Here is a 20,470-nt window from a genome sequence, read left to right on the forward strand (position 1 = left end):
CAATACATCTTTTGAGTTAAGCGAATACTATTGACGCTGCTCATTTTAACAAGATGCTACTGCTGCTCGCTTAAGAGTGGCAATCAAAAGGAATTTAGAACATGGCCAACCTAGCGATCGCAACAGTTGTTGAATTAACCGGAAAAGCTTACGCCCGCAATGCTAAGGGTGAGTTGCGCGAACTGAAACTTAATGACCTGCTGCTGGAAGGCGAAACTGTGGTTACGCCAAATGGTGGATCAGTAGAGTTGGCCTTGGCTGATGGCAATCCTTTTATGGTTGCTAATGTGACCGAGATGACATTGACGCGCGATATTGTTGCCGAGTGGGCAGCGGCCAAGGATGAAAGCGCGGTTGAGGATGAGACAGTTGAGGCGGTATTGGCCGCGCTTGAGTCAGGTGAGGGCGATATTCTCGATGGCCTGGAAGCGCCGGCAGCTGGCCCCGGTGGCAATGGCAACGCTGAAAATGATGGTTCTAGTTTCATTCGCTTGGGCCGTATCATAGAAGAGACGCCGGAATTCCACGGTGTTGCTGCCTATCTATCAACACCTGAGGTGGTAGTTTCAGATCTAGAGGGCTTGTTGCCTGTCGATGCCATCGACGATGAGGCGACTACTGAAAGCGGTGAGAGTGTCATCATTGCGGTTAAAGACAATGACATATTTATAGAAGGTTCAATTATCAGCTCAGTGACGCAAGCAGCAAATGGCAGCGTCGTTATTAATCCTGATGGCACGATCACTTATACGCCTAATGAAGGCTTCGTTGGCGAAGACAGCTTTACCTACACCGCCGTAACACCTGACGGTAATTCCGGTGACACAGCAACGGTCAAAGTAACCGTTGCTGGGCCAGAACCACAGCCTGAGCCCGAGCCGGTACCAGAACCCGAGCCAGAACCACAACCAGAGCCAGAACCAGAGCCGGAACCCGAGCCAGAGCCTGAGCCAGAGCCCGAGCCAGAGCCTGAGCCAGAGCCCGAACCCGAGCCAGAGCCTGAGCCAGAGCCTGAGCCCGAGCCTGAGCCAGAGCCCGAGCCAGAGCCCGAGCCAGAGCCCGAGCCAGAGCCCGAGCCCGAGCCAGAGCCAGAGCCAGAAGTCATAGTAGCCTCTGAGCCTTCTATCACTGTAGATGAGGCGGCGCTGGATACTGTATTAGATGGCCAAGATTTGGCGCCATCAACAGTAACTGGGTCACTGGGTACAGCCAGTGATACTGAAACTGCAGCGAGCACGCTGCAGGCGAGCGGCGGTGTTGGGAATTATACCTACGCGTTGCAGACTGGCGGTAATGCTGTAGTGAGTGGTACCTATGGCTCAATTCAAATCAATGCCGATGGCAGTTTTGTTTACACCTTAACTTCGCCCGTAACAGGCGCTACCGGCAATGACGGCAGTAATATTGTGTCCGGTGCTGAATCATTTGTTTATGTGGTGACTGATAGCTTAGGTAATACGGCGACGGGCACAATTACGATTAATGTTGCTGATGACGTGCCAACAGCGACTGACAACGTTAACAGCGTTGCCGCGGGTTCTTATGCAGCGGTGTCGGGCAACGTGATTACGGATGATGACGGCCAGGGTGCTGACGTGCTCGGTGCAGATGGCGCTTCGGTGACTGCGGTAAGCGGCACGACGGTGAGTGGCAGTGGTAGTACTTATGACTTTGTGGTCGAGGGTAGCTACGGTGTGCTGGAACTCAACAGTGATGGGTCTTATCAGTACACGCGTAATGCTGGGACACCGGGTAATGTGTCGGATGTCTTTAGTTATACACTGACCGACGCTGACGGCGATGCAGACAGCGCTACCCTGACGATTAACATCGGTAACGCCGGCGTTGAGGTGAGCATTCCTAAGGCCGGTGGAGATCAGACCACCGTTTATGAAGCCGGTCTGGATGCTGGCGGCTCACAGGGCTCACTAAATACTGAGACCACCACGGGTTCATTTACCTATGTGGCCACTGATCAGCCCGCTACGATCACCATCAACGGTATCGAAGTCACTGGGGCTAATCAGAGCATTGCCGGTGCATTTGGGACCCTGACCATTACTAGCCTCACGGCCGGTACGGTGGGCTACAGCTACACCCTGACAACGGCCATTGATCACAACGATGGTATCGCCAACAGCGATAGCTTCGATATCGTAGTGCGTGACGCCGACAGCGATACCGTCAACGGTACGCTGACCATTGATATTATCAACGATGTGCCCTCCGTTAGCGAAAGTAGTATTGGTTTAGGGGCCTTGGCAGTCGACGAAAGTGATTTGTCAGTTGCTGCCTCTGCTAACTTTGCCAGCGCTTTTGACATCAGCTACGGTGCCGACGGTGAGCAGAGTACTGAGTACAGCTTGTTGCTGAACGGCAGCAATATTGGTTCTGGGCTCTATGCAGTAGACAATTCGGACACATCCACAACTGATGGTGATGGCTATGGCCAGGGTGCTGAGATCCTGTTAAGTCAGTCTGGTAATGTTGTGACCGGTAGCGTCGGCGGTGAGGTTTACTTCACCATATCGTTGGATGCCTCCAGTGGTGAGCTTACCTTCGATCAGCAGAAGGAGATATGGCACGGTGACACGAGCGATGTTAATGATGTTGAAACCTTAACAACTAATGCCGCAGGAGATCTGCAGATTCGTGCAACAGTTATAGATGGAGATGGTGATATCGCAAGTGCGGAGATTGATCTCGGTGCAGGTGTATTCAATATCTATGACGATGGCCCGATACCGGGTACACCGCCGAGCTTATCCATTGATGTACCCATTAGTGTGGTGGATGTTAAGGATCTAGGGGCTTCTTGGAGCGCGGTCTCTCCTAATTATGGAATTTCGATATATAACAATGATTCTGACGGCGAAATCAATCTGCGCTGGGGCAGCTCTAGCTCGTCTCGTTCAGGCTATGATTTCGAGCTTAATACGGGTGCTGTAAATATCGACCAAGAGTTCGCTTTAGGTACGCTGACTCACCTGAATTATCCAGTCCCCACTGCGTCAGCGACGCTTACTACTGTGGATTTGAATGTTAGTTTTAATGTCGTTATTGACGGCGAAGAAACTGCACATACCACAACCATACAACTCAAGCACGTGGAAACTCCGAATAATACTTCGCCAAATAGTCACCCAGACAACGATGACATTATCACCATCCTGAATAATGGCGCATCAGTCTCACAGATTACGGTGGGTGATCGCACCTTTAACTTCCGAGTTTCAGGTTTTCTCGATGCTAATGGCAATAAGGTTGAACAAATATTCACTACGGAAGGTGCTCGCAGTTCATTTAGCCTTTGGGCTGAGATTGAGTCGACTGATGATCTTCCAGAAGCTAGTGGTAATGTTATTGCTGATTATGGTCAGGATGGACCGGGCTTCATTAGCTGGGATAACGGTAGTGGTTCTGATGTGACTTCTGGGCAAATACAGGGACAATATGGGGTTCTCAATGTACAGAATGGCAGCTATACCTATCAAGTAGATCGCAGTGCTAGAGATTCTCTGGATGAGGGAGAGGTATATATAGATATCTTTACTTGGTACCAAACTGATGCTGATGGCGATAAAGTCGCCACCAACCTAGAGATAACACTGAATGGTGTAGCAAATACCGCTGCACCGATAGCCCTGGACCTTGATGGTAATGGTGTTGAGTATCTCTCAATGCAGGCAGGGGTGGTTTTCGTCGATGAAGCCACAGGGCAAGCATTTAATACGGCTTGGGTGGCTGATGGCGATGGCTTGTTGGTTATTGACGCGAATAACTCTGGGACTGTAGATGAGCTACGCGAGTTCGTATTCACCGAGTGGAGTGATAGTGCAGAGACTGATATGGAAGCTGTTGCTGAGGTCTTCGATACTAATCAGAACCAGATGTTAGATCCCGGCGATGAGGCTTGGAGTCAGTTCGCAGTTTGGCATGATGCCAACTCAAATGGGATAACAGACGAGGGCGAACTGCTTTCCTTAGGTGAGCTCGGCATAGACAGTATTGCTCTAAACTATAATGATGATAGTGAGGCTAGGACTGATGCGGATGGCGATGTCATTATCCATGGCCAGTCGCAAGTGAACTGGAGTGATGGTACTGTCAGCCTAGCAGAGGACACCAGCTTTACGCTGACAGTCTCAGACGTCTTATTTGACGATGATGAAATCACTTTGCCAGATATTGGAGATAGCTCTAGCTCCCCAGTGATCGATAATTCAGCAATCAATATCGTGGACGCAAGTGTTCCCGAAGTTGATGAGGTTGCTGCTTTAGAGCTGGACTTAGCTTTAAATATTACCAAGCAGAATCTAGATCCCGGCTGGCAGGGTGAATAAAAGTGTTAATGCACTAGGGGCCTCGGGCTTATGCGCTATGATTTATCCTCGATACCTGAGCAAGGTATCGAGGATTTTTGGAGAAAATGAATGGCATTTATTAGGCGCGATGATGCTGGGCAGATAGTTGCCGTCAGTCAGATACCTAGTGAGGGCTTAGAGCCAATCGCTGCAGGTGATGTTGAGTTGCAGCACTTTCTGCGCAGTTTTGGCGGAGCTAGCGCTGAGCAGCTCAACAGGTCCGACCAAGACTTCGTGCGAGTGCTGGAGGACTTGGTGGAACTGTTAATTGCCAAGGGGGTTATTCTGTTTACTGAGCTGCCAGACTCAGCGCAGCAGAAAGTGCTGCTACGCCAACAGTTGCGCAGTAAGCTCGATGGTAGCTTAAACCTTATCGGAGATGACTGATTAACTTAGCTTGCTAAATTTGGTAACCCCCGGTCCAGTACAGCCGTCGATGCCCAACTCTTCCAGCTGATGCCACTCGTCTAAATTGCGCACGCCCTCGGCGATAACGCTTAGTCCGATGGAGTGGCCCACTGTGCACAGCGTCCGCAGTAATGTTTGGTTAGCAGGGTTGCTATCAATGTCGCGGATCAAAAAAGCGTCCACTTTTAAGTAATCCAAGCCAAGGTCGTGCAGTTGTCCGATGTTTGCAAGCTGATGGCCGACATGTTCTACGCCCACTTTACAGCCGAAAACTTTGACACGGGCAGTCAAACGCTTAAAGGCTTCCAAATGACGAAATGCTGCCGGCTCCGGTAATTCAAGCCATAAATTTCCACTATGCTCTTTAGTACTTTCAAGGCGCGTGCTGAGCCAGAGCGGAAAGTTCGGATCGATTAGTGCCCCTGCTGATAGATTGATGCACAGTGCTTCGTTGTACACAGCGATATGCTTCAGGGCCAGGTCAATAATGTGTTGGTCCAGCTCAGCAGACATTTTTAGGCGTTTGATCCAAGGTAGAAAAACAGCTGCACTCAGTCGCTCATCTTTTGTTATTAGTAATCTTGCTGGAGCCTCCAGGTGCATCAGTTTTCTCTCTCGATCGACCACGGGATAGTAATCTAGAGAAAACTTCTGCTCTTTGAATGCCTGCTCTAGCAAGTTTTTCCAATAGCTGATTTGATCGCGCACCGGCAATAGTGGCAGGTTACTGGCCTGGATGACGTTGATCGTGCTGCTGTCTTCGCGGCTTGCAGTAATCAAAGCGCTATCCAAGCGGGTAAGGAGTTGGCTTGGGCTCTCCTGATAAGCGTAGGAAGTACTAGCACAAGGCAGGTTGACCTCCTTGCGCATGTTACGAGCTTCAAGGGCTCCTGATATGGCATTGAGCAACTTAGTAGCCACTGATTCTGGGTCTGTTGTGCGCGGTGCAATTAAAGCAAATTCGGAGCCGTTTAAGCGTGAAGCTTGCCAGTCACTGCGATGACCGATCATGCTGCGAATCGCGCTGCCAATATCACCAAGCAGTTCGTCAATGGTGCTGTGACCGAAGCGTTGATTGAGTTCAGCCAAACCCTCTAAGCGAACTAAGCTAAGTGTGCCGCTGGCATTGTCGTTGTCGTTCTCCAGTAGCGATGCCAAGTTCTGCATGAAAGCCTCACGGCTGAGAAGGCTGGTGACGCCATCGATTTGGCTGTCACGCCGCCACTTTTCTAGGCGGGCTGCTTCTTTGTGTAATGCCTGCTGGACCCGCTGCGAGAGGGTGTTCATTGCGCGGCTGACTTGGCGAAACTCCTTTGTGCGAGGCTCTTCTATAGTGATAAAACGGCGCTCTCCAATCGCTTTTGCCTGTGATACGACAGCGCCGAGAGGCCGTAAAATATGACTTAGAAGGTAACTGCTGATCAAGCCCGAAAGTAGTATGGCGGCCAAAAACACTAGGGCGAGCTGCTGGCTGCTTTTCCATAGTTCCTGATAGGCGAAACGAGAGTGACTGTACAAGCTCAGTGTGCCCAGTTGCTGCCAACCCTGTTGAATCTGAGCTATTCCGGGTGAAACCTCTAGAGGCAGTAAGTTTATGAACCACTGGGGTGCCTCGGTGATGGGGTCAGTATCTTCCCTTCGCAGCAACAGCTTACCTTCAGGATCGACTAGCTCAATTTTTTGATAGTGGCCAGTGTCAAACTGCGCTGCAAGTGTTAGCTCCAGTAGTACTGGATCTGCATCTTGTTGACTCAGAGACAGCGCTAAAGCAGAGGCGTTATCTGAGTTTTTGATAAACAGTTGCTGCTCAAGGTAGTGCTTAGTAGACAGGCTGCTTACAACGAAACTGGCGCCAAACACGAGTGTGAGGATGCAGATGAAGGCCAGCCAGAGCTGTTTGAATAGCGACATAACTCTACTCCGTTGTCGGCATGTAGCCGAGTCCGTCAGCGGCCATACGCCGCAATACATTTCGCCAGCGAGATAATCTGGCACCGGGATCTTGAAGGCTGGGCGTGCTGGCACCCTGTATCCACAAGCCTTGGCTGTTGAAGCCAAATACTGGCTTTAAATCTTCTCTTTGGGAGCCAAGCCGTATCTCATCGATTATGTTATCTAGGATTTGTGGATCGGCATTGGGTTGCTTGTAATAAGCAAGAACCATGTGGGCATCGAAGATCTTACTATAGGGGCCACCCATTTGAGCTTTTACGTACGTGATGCGCAGCTTGTTAATATCCACGCCAGCCAGCAACAGAGTGATGTATTTTGCAATACTAAAATCCTCACAATCGCCAAGCTCGCGCCCCATAGATTCTAGCGGAGTGGCCCAATAGTCGGCTTTGCCCCAAATTTCATCGTCACTTCGCCAGCGCATTACGCTGTTGAAAAAACGGTTTACCTGATCTAGTTTTTGCTCATCATCGAGGTCTTGAATATTCTCTATCATCAGCCGCCATTGGCTCACGGTTTCTGCACCCTGCTGGCCATAGCGTTGCAGAGCTAGCATTTGCATGCGGTCAAGATCGACTCGAGCGAGGACCAGTGAGCAGAATACGGCTGATAAGCCGATAATCCAGGCTAGCCAGTGCTTTAGCCGTGCTGTCTCCAGCTTGGGTGGCATATCAGTTCCTACTGACAAGTCTTGGGGGGATAAGCATGCAGCCTATAGTAACTGCTTTTGGCTGATTGCGCTCAGTACGATCGCCACAATTCTAAGGCTAAACTCTACTCAAATTACGCCAAGAGCAGCACAATTAATTCCAGTTGGATGATTAAAGCTCGGCAGACTGTGACCTAGTTCAAACTTTGTCTGTATGGGAAGTTACTTTTAATTAATTGCCTTTATACTCAGGATTGGTTTTTTATATAGCTAATGGTGCTTAACGTTATTAAAAGGATAGAAAATGAAGTGGAACCGTAGCCTCGTTATATCATGTGCTGCTGCATTAGGTTTTTTGCAGCTGTCAGCACATGCCGAAGTAGTGGCTAATTTTGAGCAGGCGGTGACGCAAGCTGTTATGACTAACCCCCAAGTGCGGGCCGGTTGGTATAACTTTGAAGCCAGTAGAGAAGCGCAGCGAGCTGCCCAAGGTGGCTATTACCCCAGTGTCGACATTACTGCCGACATCGGCCGGGAGGACCGCAGTACGCCACTGGTGGACTTTGATGATTACTCCCGCGACGCAACTCGACTCAGTATCACCCAGATGTTATTCGACGGCTTTAAAACCCGAGAAGAAGTCCGGCGCTTAGGTTTTACTAAGCTCAATCAGTATTATGAGTTGCAGAGCGCCTCTGAGGCTGTCGCACTAGAAGCGACACAAGCGTACCTTGATACAGTGCGCTATCAGCGCCTAGTTGAGTTTGCTGAGAATAACTACGTTGTCCACCGCCAGGTCTACGATAAGATTGCTGAGCGCACTAGTGGAGGTGTTAGTCAGGGGGTCGATTTGGACCAGGCCGCCGCTCGAGTAGCCTTAGCTGAGTCTAATCTGCTTACTGAAATGACCAACCTGCACGATGTTCAAGCACGCTTTCAGCGAGTGATTGGCGACCTGCCGGCTGAACGGCTGGAGTTTCCTGTGGTGCCGGTAGATTTGATTCCGCAAATGCGTGACGCGGCTCTGAACTTGGCTTATGAAAAGAGCCCCGAGATTGATGCGGCCATTGAAAATTTGCGCGCTAGTCAAGCGGCTTTGAATGCTACTAATGCGCCTATGATGCCACGGGTAGACCTGCGCTATCGCAACGAAGTTGAGCACGACACTGATGGCTTAGATGGACGTTTTGAGCTTGAGGCGATTGAGTTGGTGGCGAGCTATAACTTATTCCGTGGCGGTGCTGACAGCGCCCGCAAGCGTGAGTTTTACAACCGCTACAACGCCGCTATTGAAGAGCGCAAACAAGCCTGTTTGAACGTGCGCCAAAACACTATTATTGCTTTTAACGATATCAGAGCGCTTGAACAGCAAGTCGTGTATTTGGAGCGCAACCGTTTATCGCAGGATAAAACCCGTAAAGCTTACTTAGATCAGTTTGACCTTGGCCAGCGCACCCTGCTGGATCTTCTGGACTCACAAAATGAGTACTTTGATACTCAGCGCGCTTATGTGAGCGCTCGGGCAGATCTGCTGGCAGCGCAGGCGCGTACCCTGGCAAGCATGGGTTTATTGTTGGCTTCGATGGACGTAAAAGGTCTGAATGCCGATCAGTTAGCTGAGCTTAATCTCGATACCTCGCGCGACAATGATAAGAATGGTCAGCATCTGTGCCCACCCGAAGCGCCTCTAGAAGTTAAGGTTGATAAAGAAGCTTTGCTGAGCAATTTAGCTAAGGCGGGGAATAGCCGCTACCGAGAGGTTGGTGAGAACCAAATTGCGGTGTCATTAAATGTACAGTTTGCCCATGATTCATCAGTAATTACTCGCGATTTCGATATAGAAATTCAGCGTTCGGCTGCATTCCTAAAAGAGAATCCAAGAGTTAAGGCGATCGTTGAAGGGCATGCTGACAGCACTGGCCCGGATAACTATAACCTCTGGCTCTCAGATCGCAGAGCACAGGCGGTACGGCAGATGATGATCGACAAACACGGTGTTGATCCTGAGCAGATTTCTGCCATTGGCTACGGGGAAACTCGTCCTCTGAGCTCCAATGCAACAAGTGAAGGGCGGGCCCAAAACCGTCGAGTAGATCTTGTTTTGGATAGTAGTGATGTCTGATTAGATATTTGGTCAAGCAAAAGCCCCGGCATTAAGATTGCCGGGGCTTTTTTTATGCTCTATTGTTTATTTTGCTGTTTAAAAGCTGTATTTAAAACGCACTCCGAGAATACGGCCTTCGTCTACAAACTGACTATGCGTGCCGGCCAGAATCGGAGTGTCAAAGCTTTGGATAAAAATCTCCTTGTCGAAGATGTTGCGGCCAAAGGCCATCAACTCCCAGCGCTCAGCTCTGAGTCCTAGGCGCAAGTTGGTTTTAGAGTAGCCGTCGATACGGTCAATGGGGTCGTTGTCTCCACCGGGTTCAAAGTCATCCCGGTAGTTTGTTTCCCCGGCAGCAAAGAGCTCCAAACCATTGTTGAGTGCTAAAGCATAGTCAAAGTTTAAAGACGCTGTGTACTTCGGGGCAAACGCGGTGGGCTCCCCAGAGAGATCATTGTTGCTAAAGCCCAGCTCAGTGCCGCAGGCTGGATCTACGTCGAGCTGTAAGGCGGTGCAAGGTGCATCGGGAAACTTGTCATAGCTGGCGTCTAGCCAAGCGGCGTTAAGTCCAACTCGAAGTCTGTCCGATGCCTGCCAAAGTAGGTCTAGTTCTAGGCCCTGAATGTCAGATTTGGCAGCATTGGTTACACCAAAGCTAATGCCTTTAAAAATCGATGTCTGTAGGTTGTCATAGCGCGTGTAAAAAGCAGCCCAGTTAAGCATGAGTCTGCTGTCGAACAACATGTGCTTACCGCCGATCTCAAAGGCGTCAACTTCTTCGTCCTCAAACTCAAAGTCTTCATTGGGGATTGTGGGGTCATAGCAAGCTTCGATGGCTTGCCCTGGACTGCAGGGGAAGGTCCCTGGACTTAATTGCCCTGGCTCTTGGTCATCGGCGTCAGTGAAGCCACCGCTTTTAAAGCCCTGAGAGAAACTCGCATATAACAGGCTGTCGGGTGTGACATCCCATTGCACATTGATCGATGGCAGCCACTTATCGGTTTTGCGCTTCTCGCGGAAGTTGAAAGGATAAGAGTTAAAGCTAGTGGCCTCGATCATTTGTGCGAAATAATTGTCGCTAGGCACGCCGACTCCAGTGAGGTCGTCACTGACAAATTGTCTGCTGACTACGTCTTTTTTGTCTTCGGTGTAGCGCAGACCAAGGCTCACCCTCAGGTCGTCGCGCAAGTTGAAGGTGCCTTGGCCGAATAAAGCCCAAGACTCGGAGTCCTGTTGATGATAATGATTGCGAGCCAGTTGGTTAGCGCTGTACGCACCGCCGGTGAGGAGGGTGAATAAGCTATTGACTCCCAGTAGCTGTGGCACCAAGCCATCCGCATTGAGGTCGGCGGTGACGCGCCGATCGATCTCTAGGTCATTTTTTTCAAAGTAGCCGCCCACAACGTATTCGAAGAACTCACCTTCTTGCGAAGCAAAGCGGAGTTCCTGACTGAATTGCTCGTACTCTTGAAAATCATCTCTATGAATAAGCTGGATCGGTAACCAGTCTACATCAATGCCATCGGTAAACTCATAGCTGGTCCAGCCAGTGACTGAAGTCAAGGTGCCAGCACTGAGCTCATAGTCCAGGTTGAGTACTAGTGTGTCGTATTCCTCATCAGCGCCGTCTGGGTTTTTCCCTATGCCAAGACCATCGCCCCGACTATTGCCGTAACCATTGTCTTTATAAACGCTGGATTTACGTCTGCTGATCTCGTCAAAGTTTGGAAAGAATGTGTCTGTTAGCAGGTAGGCGATGTTGGCAAAAGCAGAGCGATTAGGAAAAAGCGCATCGCGTTGCGCGGGGTCGGCTAAATATAGTTTTGTAGTTGAGGGGGAGCCTACTCGCTCGTGCTCCATCCTGCTGTATTTGAAATTCACATTTAGTTGATCAGTGGCTTGCCAGACGGCTGTAAACCGCAGTCCAGCCTCCTCGATCTGGCCCTCACTGCTACCGAGGAAATCATTGTCCATATAACCATCTGTTTCACGGTATTTAAAGCCTAAGCGAAGGCCTAAGTTATCGCTGGGTGAGCCTTGCACAAAGCCTTCAGCAATGTAGCCGTCATGGGACTCTGCAGATAAGGCAACTTCGCCTTGCAACTCACCGCCAGGGTCTGGCGAGGCAGTAATGACGTTAATAGCACCGGCGACAGTGTTTTTTCCAAACAGTGTGCCCTGTGGACCACGCAGCACTTCAACGCGCTCTAGGTCGAGGAAACTGGCGCGGTACTGACGCCCTCGTCCCATATACACGCCATCGACATACATGCCTACAGATTGCTCGAAGCCTTGGTTGGCGCCAGAGCCAACACCGCGCATGTAGATGTTGGTGTTAATTGAGCCAGCTGCGATATAGAGGTTGGGAACATGGTCAGACATGGCCTGCATATTGCTAATGCCGGCGCTTTGCAGCTTGTCACCCTGCAAGGCTGACACTGATATAGGGACGTCCTGAAGGCTTTGTAAGCGCTTCTGGGCGGTAACGATGACTTCTTCGAGCTGTTGAGCGTGGGTGAGTGCGGTAGCGCTAGAGAGTAAGACAGCTGCTGCCAGTGGTGCTTTATGGAATGACACAGACATGGCAATTCCTTTTTTAAGTTATTTTTATAATATTGCCGCGTAGTAGCGTGACCGCAATACGCGAGCCTGTCCTAATACTAGGCGAACTGCTCAACAGTCTACAAGTACTTCTTAGTCAGTGTTTTTTAGCAGCTTTGGGGAGGGCGTCTGGAAGGGGGAGCTTAGCTCAGTGAGTAGTCTAGGTTTTAGCCATAGTGAAGAGGCGTTGGCAAAATATCTGTCCTTGGTATCTAGGTATTATTTGGTCTTAATGCTGGCTTATTTACTGCTGAGCAAGACAGCATGCGCTTTTTGCTGTACTCGATAAATTGCTACTGGACTAGTACTAGGCCTGTTGCTCTATGCCGCTCAAAAACTTTTGAAAGTCCAGCGCTACCATCGGTGCTGCGAGCTGCCAGCCTTGGGCCTCATCACAGCCCATTTCTTTTAATAGCTGTTGTTGTGCCAGAGACTCAACGCCTTCGGCCAGAGCTCTAAGTCCGAAAGTATGTGCCAGATCAATCATAGATTTTACAATGACAGCTGAGCGGGCTTGAGTGGCAATGTGGGTGATAAAGCTGCGGTCGATTTTTAGTTCATCAATAGGTAGCTCTCTGATTAACTCCAAGCTTGAGTAGCCAGTGCCAAAATCATCAATAGAAAAGTGTAGCCCTTGGTTTTTAAGGCGGCTCATGAGAAGTGTTGACGCTTGAATGTTGGACAGTGCAGCGGTTTCGGTGATCTCTAATTGAAGAATGGCACGAAGTGGTTCAGCGTGTTTAAGAGATGCGGTAAGAGTTTTTTTAAAGTTCTTTTGGGTGAACTCTTGAGCCGAAATATTAATTGATACCCGTGGCAAGCGAAGTAGGTCGACGCCAATTTCTTGCAGTTCTTTGCTTGAGCGGCTGATAACAAAGTCCGTGATTAGCGATGCCACTTGGTGTCTTTCAGCCAGCTGCACAAAAAGGTCTGGTGAAACATCACCGTGGCGCTTACTAGACCAGCGCACTAGCACTTCACAGCCACTGATTGAGTTATCCAAAAGCCGAAATTGTGGCTGGTAAACTAAGCTGAGCTGGTTTTTGTCGATGGCATCAACTAAATCCTCTAGTAATTCAAACTCCTCGTTTTCCCGTTTTGCAAGCTCAGTATTAAAATAGTTAGTGCGACCGAGTCCACTTTTGCGCGAGACCCTCAGAGCATCATTGGCCTTTGCCATCAATACATCGGCGTCATCGCCGTCATTCGGTGACAAGGCCGCACCTATTGAGCAGGTGACCTTCAGGTTTTGCTGCTGGGCGACGTTATTAAAAAGTTGTCGCAATTTGTCGGTAGCAGTTCGCCGAGTTTTCTCGCTGCTATCTGGAAGGGGGAGTGCGATGCCAAATTCATCTTGGCCTAAGTGTGACAGCAGCACATCCGACTTGTAATGCTCCCTCAGATGCTTGCCCCAGTTGGCAAGAAGGGCGTCGGTATTAGCGCGGCCAACACGGGCGACGAGAGTTTTAAAGTTATTGATATCCAAGTGCAGCACGATAATTGTCTGCTGATCTGCACCTGCCTGTTCGAGCATCTCATCCAAATAGATTTTGAAAGGGCGATTGCGTAACAGCTGAGTCAGTGGGTCGCGCTCTTGTAATCTTTGGATTTTGCGGAAGCTGTAATAGGTGAGAAAAAAAAGCAAAATGGAGGTGAAGAAGACATAAGCCCATCCTTTGTAATTCTGTAGTTTGGTGAGGATGGCGCTGTTCGTGTTGGCAAATGGCTCCAGTGCTGAGTCGGAGAAGTAAATCCAGCAAAAGCCCAAAATAAGGTAAATGAGTGCAATGCGCAGAGCAGAGTTAAAAGCGCGTTCCATGTGACCATCCATTACAGGACTTAAACGAACCGTACTAAGGGACTTCGTAAGTGATTTTTATTTGCCCCAGCGATTGCACCAGAGCCTTTATATTACCAGCCAGGCCAGCGTGATAGAGGCGCCGAGCTGGCCTACACGCCTAAGTATTACACAATACCAGTATTTTGCTTGCTAGCGAGGGTTTTTAAATCCTGTTCGTGCTTGCCAAGACAAAATTATGGCTATTCAGAGCTAGGCCGGGGGCTCTGGGCGCGCCTTAGCTTGCCACTTCGCCATAAATCAGGTTGACACTGCTTTGTGCCACTCCATAATGGCGGCCCGAGTTTATTTTTAAGTAAAGTAGTCCGCTGTATGAGCGCCCCTGATTTTCAGCTAAAAGGCAGCACCGTCACTGTTGTGGTGCTTGAGCTGCACCGTTATGCCCCCGAAGAATTTTCTGCCCAACTTGAGGCTAGAATCCGCCAAGCGCCTCAGCTATTTGAGGGCTCGCCAGTGGTTATCAGTCTCGAATCGCTCGATGTTGATCACCCTGAGGTAGATTTTGAAGCCCTGCTGACGCAATGCCGGGCCTTGGAGCTGCGCCCGATCGCTTTCCGAGCGCTGCCCCCAAGATTTAGCGCTGCCGCGGCGGCAACGGGATTGGCAGTTTTACCGCCCGGAACAGCTCGCGGCCGGAACATCCCGTCCAGAGAAGCTGCGCCAGCTGCGGCAGAGCCAGAGCCTGCGGTAGAATTGCACACCGAGAGCAGCCCCCAGCGGCCCGGGAGCAGGCCAACTCGGACCATTACTCGCCCAGTGCGCTCCGGGCAGCAAATTTACGCCGAAGGTGGTGACTTAATTGTTCTTGCACAAGTGAGTGAAGGGGCGGAAGTACTGGCTGATGGCAATATTCATATTTATGGCGCTCTGCGGGGCAGGGCGCTCGCTGGCGTGCACGGTGATGCTTCAGCGCGGATTTTTTGCCAGAATATGGATGCAGAACTGATTTCAGTTGCCGGACATTTTTTGCTTAGTGACGCGCTAACGGAGTCGGTCCACCGTAAACCCGCACAAGTTGCCCTGCAGGGTGATGTGCTAAATGTTTCGGCGCTTTGATAACAGCAATATTATTTATTGATACCAATACGACAGGAGCCCCTTTGTGGCAAAAATCATCGTAGTAACATCAGGTAAGGGCGGCGTGGGCAAAACCACTAGTAGCGCCGCCATTGGCACAGGCCTCGCTCAGCGTGGACACTCCACCATTATTATCGACTTCGATGTGGGCCTGCGTAACCTCGACCTGATCATGGGCTGCGAGCGTCGCGTAGTGTACGACTTCGTCAATGTGATCAATGAAGAGGCGACGCTCAATCAAGCCATGATCAAGGATAAGCGCACTGACAACCTTTACATACTGCCTGCTTCTCAGACCCGAGACAAAGACGCACTGACGGAAGAAAGCGTGGCGAAGGTCCTAGAAGAGCTAAAAGAGAGGTTTGAGTACATAATTTGTGACTCACCTGCCGGTATTGAGAAGGGCGCCCAAATGGCGCTGCTCTTTGCTGATGAGGCCATTGTGGTGACCAACCCAGAAGTCTCATCAGTGCGCGACTCAGACCGCATATTAGGCATTTTGCAAAGTAAGTCGCTGCGAGCCCGAGAAGGCCAAGAGCCAGTAAAGGAACACTTGCTTATCACTCGCTATAATCCAGCCCGAGTGAATGCTGGTGAAATGCTCAGTGTGGCTGATGTGGAAGATATTCTGGCTATTCCCTTGCTCGGCGTGATCCCGGAGTCTCAGGACGTGCTGAAGGCATCTAACCAAGGTGAGCCGGTCATATTGAATAGCGAAGCTGCTGCTGGTCAAGCATACAGTGATGCTGTAGAGCGCCTGCTCGGTAAGGCCGTGGAACACCGTTTTGTGGATGAGGAGCGCCCCGGCTTCTTCAAGCGTCTGCTAGGAGGGCGGGCATGAGCATTTTCAATTACTTTCGTACTAAGCGTGCTCCAGCCGCTTCGGCAACGACAGCGAAGGAGCGCTTACAGGTTATCGTTGCCCACCAGCGGGGGCAGCGTAACCAACCAGATTACCTGCCGCGCATGCAGCAGGAAATACTAGAGGTGATTCGCAAGTACGTTCCTGTCGATCAGGAAGACGTGCAGGTACAGGTCGATGACAGTGATAACTGCTCGGTGCTGGAACTGAATGTCACTCTACCTGGCTAAGGCTGCACTAAAGGCTTAGCTGCTTGGGAAACGATTGAACGCTACTTTTGATGCTCGCTAGGCGGGGAGTATCAGGTGGCGCATTTTTGTTGCTTTGGCTTTATTAGGGCCGGGGCCAATACACAGGAACACAGATGGGTAGAGCCTACCAGAACCGCAAAGAATCGATGGCTAAAACCTCGGACGCTAAAGCCCGAGTTTACAGCAAGTATGCGCGTCTAATTTATGTCACCGCCAAATCTGGGGGCCTTGACCCCGAGGGCAATCTTGCGCTGCGCAGTGTGATTGATCGGGCCAAAAAAGAGCAGGTCCCAGCTCACGTTATCGAAAAGGCCATTGATAAGGCAAAAGGCGGTGCAGGCGAAGATTTTGTGCTGGCGCGTTACGAGGGCTTTGGCCCCGGCGGATGCATGGTAATTGTGGAGTGTCTGACTGATAACGCCAACCGCACGATTGGTGAGGTGCGCAATTGTTTTACCAAATGTAAGTGTAAGATCGGCGCCCAGGGCAGTGTGTCCCATATGTTCGATCATTGCGGCATTTTGGTTTTTGCTGGCGATGATGAAGAAGCAGTTTTGGAAGCCCTAATGAACCATGACGTCGATGTCATGGACATTGAGTCGGAGCAGAGCAAGATCACCGTGTTCATACCCCAAGCTGAGTATTTTAAAGCCAAGCAAGCACTCATTGATGAGTTAGGTGAGCTAGACTTTGAAGTTGATGAGATTCAGTTCCTAGCCCAAACATCAACGTCCTTAGAAGCTGAGGAACAGGCTTTACTTGAAAAGTTTCTTGATATGCTCGACGACGTGGATGATGTGCAGCGGGTCTATCACAACGCAGCATAGCCCTAGCATCTAGGGCGCCTTGGACTGAGTCGGGCGCGTTCGTATTTCACTGTGCCCAATGGGGCAAAAAAAAGGGCCTTGCGGCCCTTTTTTGTTTAACAGGCAGTGAGTTACACGATGCGCTGCATAGCAGTCATGTAACCGCGTAGCTTCTTGCCGACAACTTCAACGGGGTGGCTGCGAATGACTTCGTTGATAGCGATTAACTCACGGTTATCTACACCGTTATCTCCGGCGATACCCTTGCCAATGACATCAGTATCGATACCGGCCATGAAGTCTGCCAACAGCGGGCGGCAAGCGTGGTCAAATAGGTAGCAGCCGTATTCGGCAGTATCTGAGATGACTACGTTCATTTCATAGAGCTTTCTGCGCGCGATGGTGTTGGCAATCAGCGGCGTTTCGTGCAGCGACTCATAGTAAGCCGACTCGCCGATGATGCCTGCTGCGACCATGGTTTCGAAGGCTAGTTCGACACCGGCTTTGACCATGGCTACCATCAAAATGCCATTGTCGTAAAACTCCTGCTCGCTGATTTCGACATTGCTATTGTCGGAGCGCTCGAAGGCGGTTTCCGCGGTGGCGGCACGCCACTTCAGCAGGTCGGCGTCGTCGTTAGCCCAGTCTTTCATCATGGTGCTGGAGAAGTGGCCAGTCATAATGTCATCTTGATGCTTTTCGTAGAGCGGACGCATGATGTCTTTCAGTTCTTCAGCCAAGTGGAAAGCACGGATTTTGGCTGGGTTAGATAAGCGGTCCATCATGTTGGTGATGCCGCCGTGCTTGAGGCCTTCGGTAATCGTTTCCCAGCCGTACTGAATCAGGCGTGAAGCGTAGGCGCTATCGATGCCTTTCTCGACCATTTTGTCGTAGCACAGAATTGAACCAGTCTGGAGCATGCCGCAGAGGATGGTTTGCTCACCCATTAGGTCAGATTTCACTTCGGCAATAAAGGATGACTCGAGAACACCAGCGCGATGGCCGCCAGTGCCAGCTGCGTAGGCTTTGGCAAGCTCCAAGCCTTCACCGCGTGGGTCATTTTCAGTGTGCACTGCGATCAGTGTCGGAACGCCGAAACCACGCTTGTATTCTTCGCGAACCTCGGTGCCGGGGCACTTAGGGGCAACCATGATCACGGTCAGGTCTTCACGGATCTTCATGCCTTCTTCCACGATGTTAAAACCATGGGAGTAGGCCAAGCAGGCATTTTTCTTCATCAGCGGCATAATTTGTTCAATTACCGCAGTGTGTTGCTTGTCTGGGGTTAGGTTCAGTACCAGATCGGCCTGAGGGATAAGCTCTTCGTAGCTGCCAACGGTAAAGCCGTTTTCGGTCGCGTTCTTCCAAGACTGACGCTTCTCAGCAATTGCGGCATCGCGCAGTGTATAAGACACATCGAGTCCACTGTCGCGCAGGTTGAGACCTTGGTTCAGGCCCTGAGCGCCACAGCCAACGATAACCAGTTTTTTACCGCGCAAGGCTTCTACGCCATCAGCAAACTCGCTGCGATCCATAAAGCGGCACTTGCCCAGCTGTTGCAGTTGCAGGCGCAAGGGCAGAGTGTTGAAGTAGTTCTGTGCCATGGTGATGTCCTCGTATAGTCAATTGGCATAATGAGTGAGACAGCGTGCACGATACGGGAATATCTTGTTTGCGTAAAACGATAAATTATGGAAACAGTATTGCGTATTGCGCAAAGGTCGTATTAAAGTCGCTGCCGTGGATATTAAAACCCTACAAGTTTTCCTCTCGGTCTCCGATACTCTGAGCTTCAGTCGCAGCAGTGAGCAGCTGCACATGAGTGTTAGTGCGGTCAGTCGCAGTGTGCAACGCCTGGAAGAAGAGTTGGGCCGTTTGCTGCTGGAGCGAGACAATCGACGGGTGCGATTGACGCCTGCGGGTCGTGATTTTCGCAGCTATGCGCAGCGTGCGGTTGAGGACTGGTTGCGCACTCGCCGACAATTGACCGACGGGGCGCAACTTTCGGGTGAGGTGAGCTTGTACTGCTCGGTCACCGCCACTTACAGTATTTTGTCGCCCATTTTGGAATCTTTCCGCAGCAGTCATCCAGGTGTTGAAATCCTGCTTCACACAGGCGATCCCGCCGACGGAATCGAAAAGCTTTTGGTGGGCCAGTATGACGTGGCTGTGACGGGGCGGCCTGCGCAACTCAATCCTAGGCTCGCCTTTCTGCCTCTGCAGGAAAGCGCGATGGTATTTTGTATGCCCGCTGCAGACTGCGCAGTGCGCCGTCAGGTGCTAGAGGGCGACAGCAGTGCTCGTGAATTCGACTGGGGCAGTTTGCCATTTATAGTGCCTGAGCGGGGAGTGACCCGTGATATGCTCGATCTCTGGTTTGAAAGCTGTGCAATCAAGCCGCGAATTTACGCTCAAGTGGCTGGCCATGAGGCAATAGTAGCCATGGTGGGCTTGGGTTTGGGGGTAGGTATCGCCCCAGAGTTGGTCATTCGCGCCGGTGGTATGGCCGAGCGAGTCAGTCAGATACCCGTATGGGAGTCGCTACCAGCCTTGAGTATTGGTTTGTGCGCACCACGCAAGACCTTAATGGACCCTTTAGTAAAATCTTTTTGGGATGTCGCGGCCAGCACTTTTGCCCGCACAGTTTGATACAATGCGCGCTGATTTTCAGGTTGCATACACATGACTGAACACGAGAAAGCTCAGCACAATCAGACCTCAGCTCAGGCAGATGACACTGCAGCGTTAAGCCCACCCCTAGATTTACTGGTGGATGAGTTAGAAGAAGAGGTCTCAGAGAACGGCCACACAGTGCGTCGCCAGGGCATTTTTCTACTGCCCAATTTAATTACCACAGGGGCGTTGTTTGCTGGCTTCTATGCCGTAATTGCCGCGATGCGCGGTGAATTTGAAAGTGCTGCCATAGCGATATTCTGCGCTGGCATACTCGACGGACTCGACGGCCGCATTGCTCGCCTAACCAACACTAGCAGCAAGTTTGGCGCGGAGTACGATAGTCTCGCGGATATGGTGTCTTTTGGTGTGGCACCTTCTCTGGTGATGTTCAGTTGGGGGCTAGGAGATCTCGGCAAGTTTGGCTGGAGCGCGGCTTTTATTTATGTGGCTTGTGCAGCCTTGCGTTTGGCTCGCTTTAACACCAAGGTTGATACAGCGGACAACAACTATTTCACCGGCCTGGCCAGCCCTGCGGCAGCGGCGATAATCGCCAGTGCGGTTTGGGTTTGTCACAATGCGGGCTGGGTCGGCGATGATTTGCCAGGAGAGCTCGCTATTATTGTGGCGATCATGACTGCAGCAGTGGGCTTTTTGATGATCGCGAATTTCCCCTATTATAGTTTCAAAGGAGTCGACTTCCGTGGTCGAGTCCCCTTTGTGGCGATTATCTTGGTGGTTTTTGCCTTTGGCCTGGTGACCTTGGATCCACCACTGATATTGCTCTTTACATTCCTCGCCTATGCGGTGTCGGGACCTGTGTTGCAGCTGAAGCGCTGGCGCGAGCGCCAGTCCCCTTAGCTT

14 protein-coding genes are annotated in these 20,470 nt (G+C 50.8%); 9 read left to right on the top strand and 5 right to left on the bottom strand.

Going from position 1 to position 20,470, the window contains the following annotated elements:
* The first annotated feature begins 101 nt into the window (after window positions 1-101).
* Both H2508_RS14730 and H2508_RS14735 read left to right on the top strand, forming a co-directional pair.
* Window positions 102-4,343: a retention module-containing protein gene (locus H2508_RS14730; protein WP_220463801.1), complete on the top strand. Its 4,242-nt coding sequence runs from the start codon at window positions 102-104 to the stop codon at window positions 4,341-4,343.
* Between the two features lie 90 nt (window positions 4,344-4,433).
* Entirely contained in the window at window positions 4,434-4,751 is a 318-nt protein-coding gene (locus tag H2508_RS14735) for a tryptophan synthase subunit beta like protein (RefSeq protein ID WP_182175396.1), read from the top strand.
* On the opposite strand, the gene H2508_RS14740 is transcribed toward H2508_RS14735, so the two are convergent.
* Both H2508_RS14740 and H2508_RS14745 read right to left on the bottom strand, forming a co-directional pair.
* Entirely contained in the window at window positions 4,752-6,683 is a 1,932-nt protein-coding gene (locus H2508_RS14740) for a bifunctional diguanylate cyclase/phosphodiesterase (protein ID WP_182175398.1), read from the bottom strand.
* A 4-nt stretch (window positions 6,684-6,687) separates the two neighbouring features.
* Entirely contained in the window at window positions 6,688-7,395 is a 708-nt protein-coding gene (locus tag H2508_RS14745; protein ID WP_182175400.1) for a transglutaminase-like cysteine peptidase, read from the bottom strand.
* 283 nt (window positions 7,396-7,678) lie between these two features.
* Here H2508_RS14745 and H2508_RS14750 point away from each other — a divergent pair, with 283 nt between their 5' ends.
* Window positions 7,679-9,496, top strand: coding sequence for a TolC family outer membrane protein (locus H2508_RS14750; protein ID WP_182175402.1), 1,818 nt, complete (start codon window positions 7,679-7,681; stop codon window positions 9,494-9,496).
* Between the two features lie 78 nt (window positions 9,497-9,574).
* On the opposite strand, the gene H2508_RS14755 is transcribed toward H2508_RS14750, so the two are convergent.
* On the bottom strand, window positions 9,575-12,061 hold the full coding sequence (locus H2508_RS14755) for a TonB-dependent receptor (protein WP_182175404.1): 2,487 nt from the start codon (window positions 12,059-12,061) through the stop codon (window positions 9,575-9,577).
* Between the two features lie 325 nt (window positions 12,062-12,386).
* Window positions 12,387-13,898, bottom strand: coding sequence for a putative bifunctional diguanylate cyclase/phosphodiesterase (locus H2508_RS14760; RefSeq protein ID WP_182175406.1), 1,512 nt, complete (start codon window positions 13,896-13,898; stop codon window positions 12,387-12,389).
* A gap of 351 nt (window positions 13,899-14,249) precedes the next feature.
* On the opposite strand from H2508_RS14760, the gene minC reads away from it, so the two are divergent.
* The 4 genes from minC to H2508_RS14780 all read left to right on the top strand — a co-directional run bounded on the left by minC (window position 14,250) and on the right by H2508_RS14780 (window position 16,954).
* Window positions 14,250-14,993, top strand: a complete 744-nt coding sequence (minC, locus tag H2508_RS14765) for a septum site-determining protein MinC (RefSeq protein WP_182175408.1) — start codon at window positions 14,250-14,252, stop codon at window positions 14,991-14,993.
* A 46-nt stretch (window positions 14,994-15,039) separates the two neighbouring features.
* Window positions 15,040-15,855, top strand: coding sequence for a septum site-determining protein MinD (gene minD / locus H2508_RS14770; RefSeq protein ID WP_182175410.1), 816 nt, complete (start codon window positions 15,040-15,042; stop codon window positions 15,853-15,855).
* Entirely contained in the window at window positions 15,852-16,106 is a 255-nt protein-coding gene (gene minE, locus H2508_RS14775) for a cell division topological specificity factor MinE (RefSeq protein WP_182175412.1), read from the top strand. Before minD ends, minE begins: the two co-directional genes overlap by 4 nt.
* 134 nt (window positions 16,107-16,240) lie before the next feature.
* Entirely contained in the window at window positions 16,241-16,954 is a 714-nt protein-coding gene (locus H2508_RS14780; RefSeq protein WP_182175414.1) for a YebC/PmpR family DNA-binding transcriptional regulator, read from the top strand.
* A gap of 110 nt (window positions 16,955-17,064) precedes the next feature.
* Here the strand turns inward: H2508_RS14780 and ilvC are convergent, their stop codons facing one another.
* Window positions 17,065-18,537 carry a ketol-acid reductoisomerase gene (gene ilvC / locus H2508_RS14785; RefSeq protein WP_182175416.1) on the bottom strand — a complete coding sequence of 491 codons (1,473 nt, stop codon included), beginning with the start codon at window positions 18,535-18,537 and terminating at the stop codon, window positions 17,065-17,067.
* 106 nt (window positions 18,538-18,643) lie between these two features.
* Between ilvC and ilvY the strand changes: the two genes are divergently transcribed.
* Both ilvY and pssA read left to right on the top strand, forming a co-directional pair.
* Window positions 18,644-19,582, top strand: a complete 939-nt coding sequence (gene ilvY / locus H2508_RS14790) for an HTH-type transcriptional activator IlvY (RefSeq protein WP_220463802.1) — start codon at window positions 18,644-18,646, stop codon at window positions 19,580-19,582.
* A 33-nt stretch (window positions 19,583-19,615) separates the two neighbouring features.
* Complete coding sequence (pssA, locus tag H2508_RS14795) at window positions 19,616-20,467, top strand: CDP-diacylglycerol--serine O-phosphatidyltransferase (RefSeq protein ID WP_182175417.1); 852 nt, start codon at window positions 19,616-19,618, stop codon at window positions 20,465-20,467.
* The last annotated feature ends 3 nt before the right edge of the window (window positions 20,468-20,470 follow it).

Source organism: Sediminihaliea albiluteola (genome assembly GCF_014077625.1).
In the GTDB taxonomy this organism is placed as follows: Bacteria; Pseudomonadota; Gammaproteobacteria; order Pseudomonadales; family Halieaceae; genus Sediminihaliea; species Sediminihaliea albiluteola.

Bases quoted from the DNA above. Each gene is read 5' to 3' on its own strand.
- H2508_RS14730 (WP_220463801.1), top strand. From the start codon at position 102: ATGGCCAACCTAGCGATCGCAACAGTTGTTGAATTAACCGGAAAAGCT.
- H2508_RS14735 (WP_182175396.1), top strand. From the start codon at position 4,434: ATGGCATTTATTAGGCGCGATGATGCTGGGCAGATAGTTGCCGTCAGT.
- H2508_RS14740 (WP_182175398.1), bottom strand. From the start codon at position 6,683: ATGTCGCTATTCAAACAGCTCTGGCTGGCCTTCATCTGCATCCTCACA.
- H2508_RS14745 (WP_182175400.1), bottom strand. From the start codon at position 7,395: ATGCCACCCAAGCTGGAGACAGCACGGCTAAAGCACTGGCTAGCCTGG.
- H2508_RS14750 (WP_182175402.1), top strand. From the start codon at position 7,679: ATGAAGTGGAACCGTAGCCTCGTTATATCATGTGCTGCTGCATTAGGT.
- H2508_RS14755 (WP_182175404.1), bottom strand. From the start codon at position 12,061: ATGTCTGTGTCATTCCATAAAGCACCACTGGCAGCAGCTGTCTTACTC.
- H2508_RS14760 (WP_182175406.1), bottom strand. From the start codon at position 13,898: ATGGAACGCGCTTTTAACTCTGCTCTGCGCATTGCACTCATTTACCTT.
- minC (WP_182175408.1), top strand. From the start codon at position 14,250: ATGAGCGCCCCTGATTTTCAGCTAAAAGGCAGCACCGTCACTGTTGTG.
- minE (WP_182175412.1), top strand. From the start codon at position 15,852: ATGAGCATTTTCAATTACTTTCGTACTAAGCGTGCTCCAGCCGCTTCG.
- H2508_RS14780 (WP_182175414.1), top strand. From the start codon at position 16,241: ATGGGTAGAGCCTACCAGAACCGCAAAGAATCGATGGCTAAAACCTCG.
- ilvC (WP_182175416.1), bottom strand. From the start codon at position 18,537: ATGGCACAGAACTACTTCAACACTCTGCCCTTGCGCCTGCAACTGCAA.
- pssA (WP_182175417.1), top strand. From the start codon at position 19,616: ATGACTGAACACGAGAAAGCTCAGCACAATCAGACCTCAGCTCAGGCA.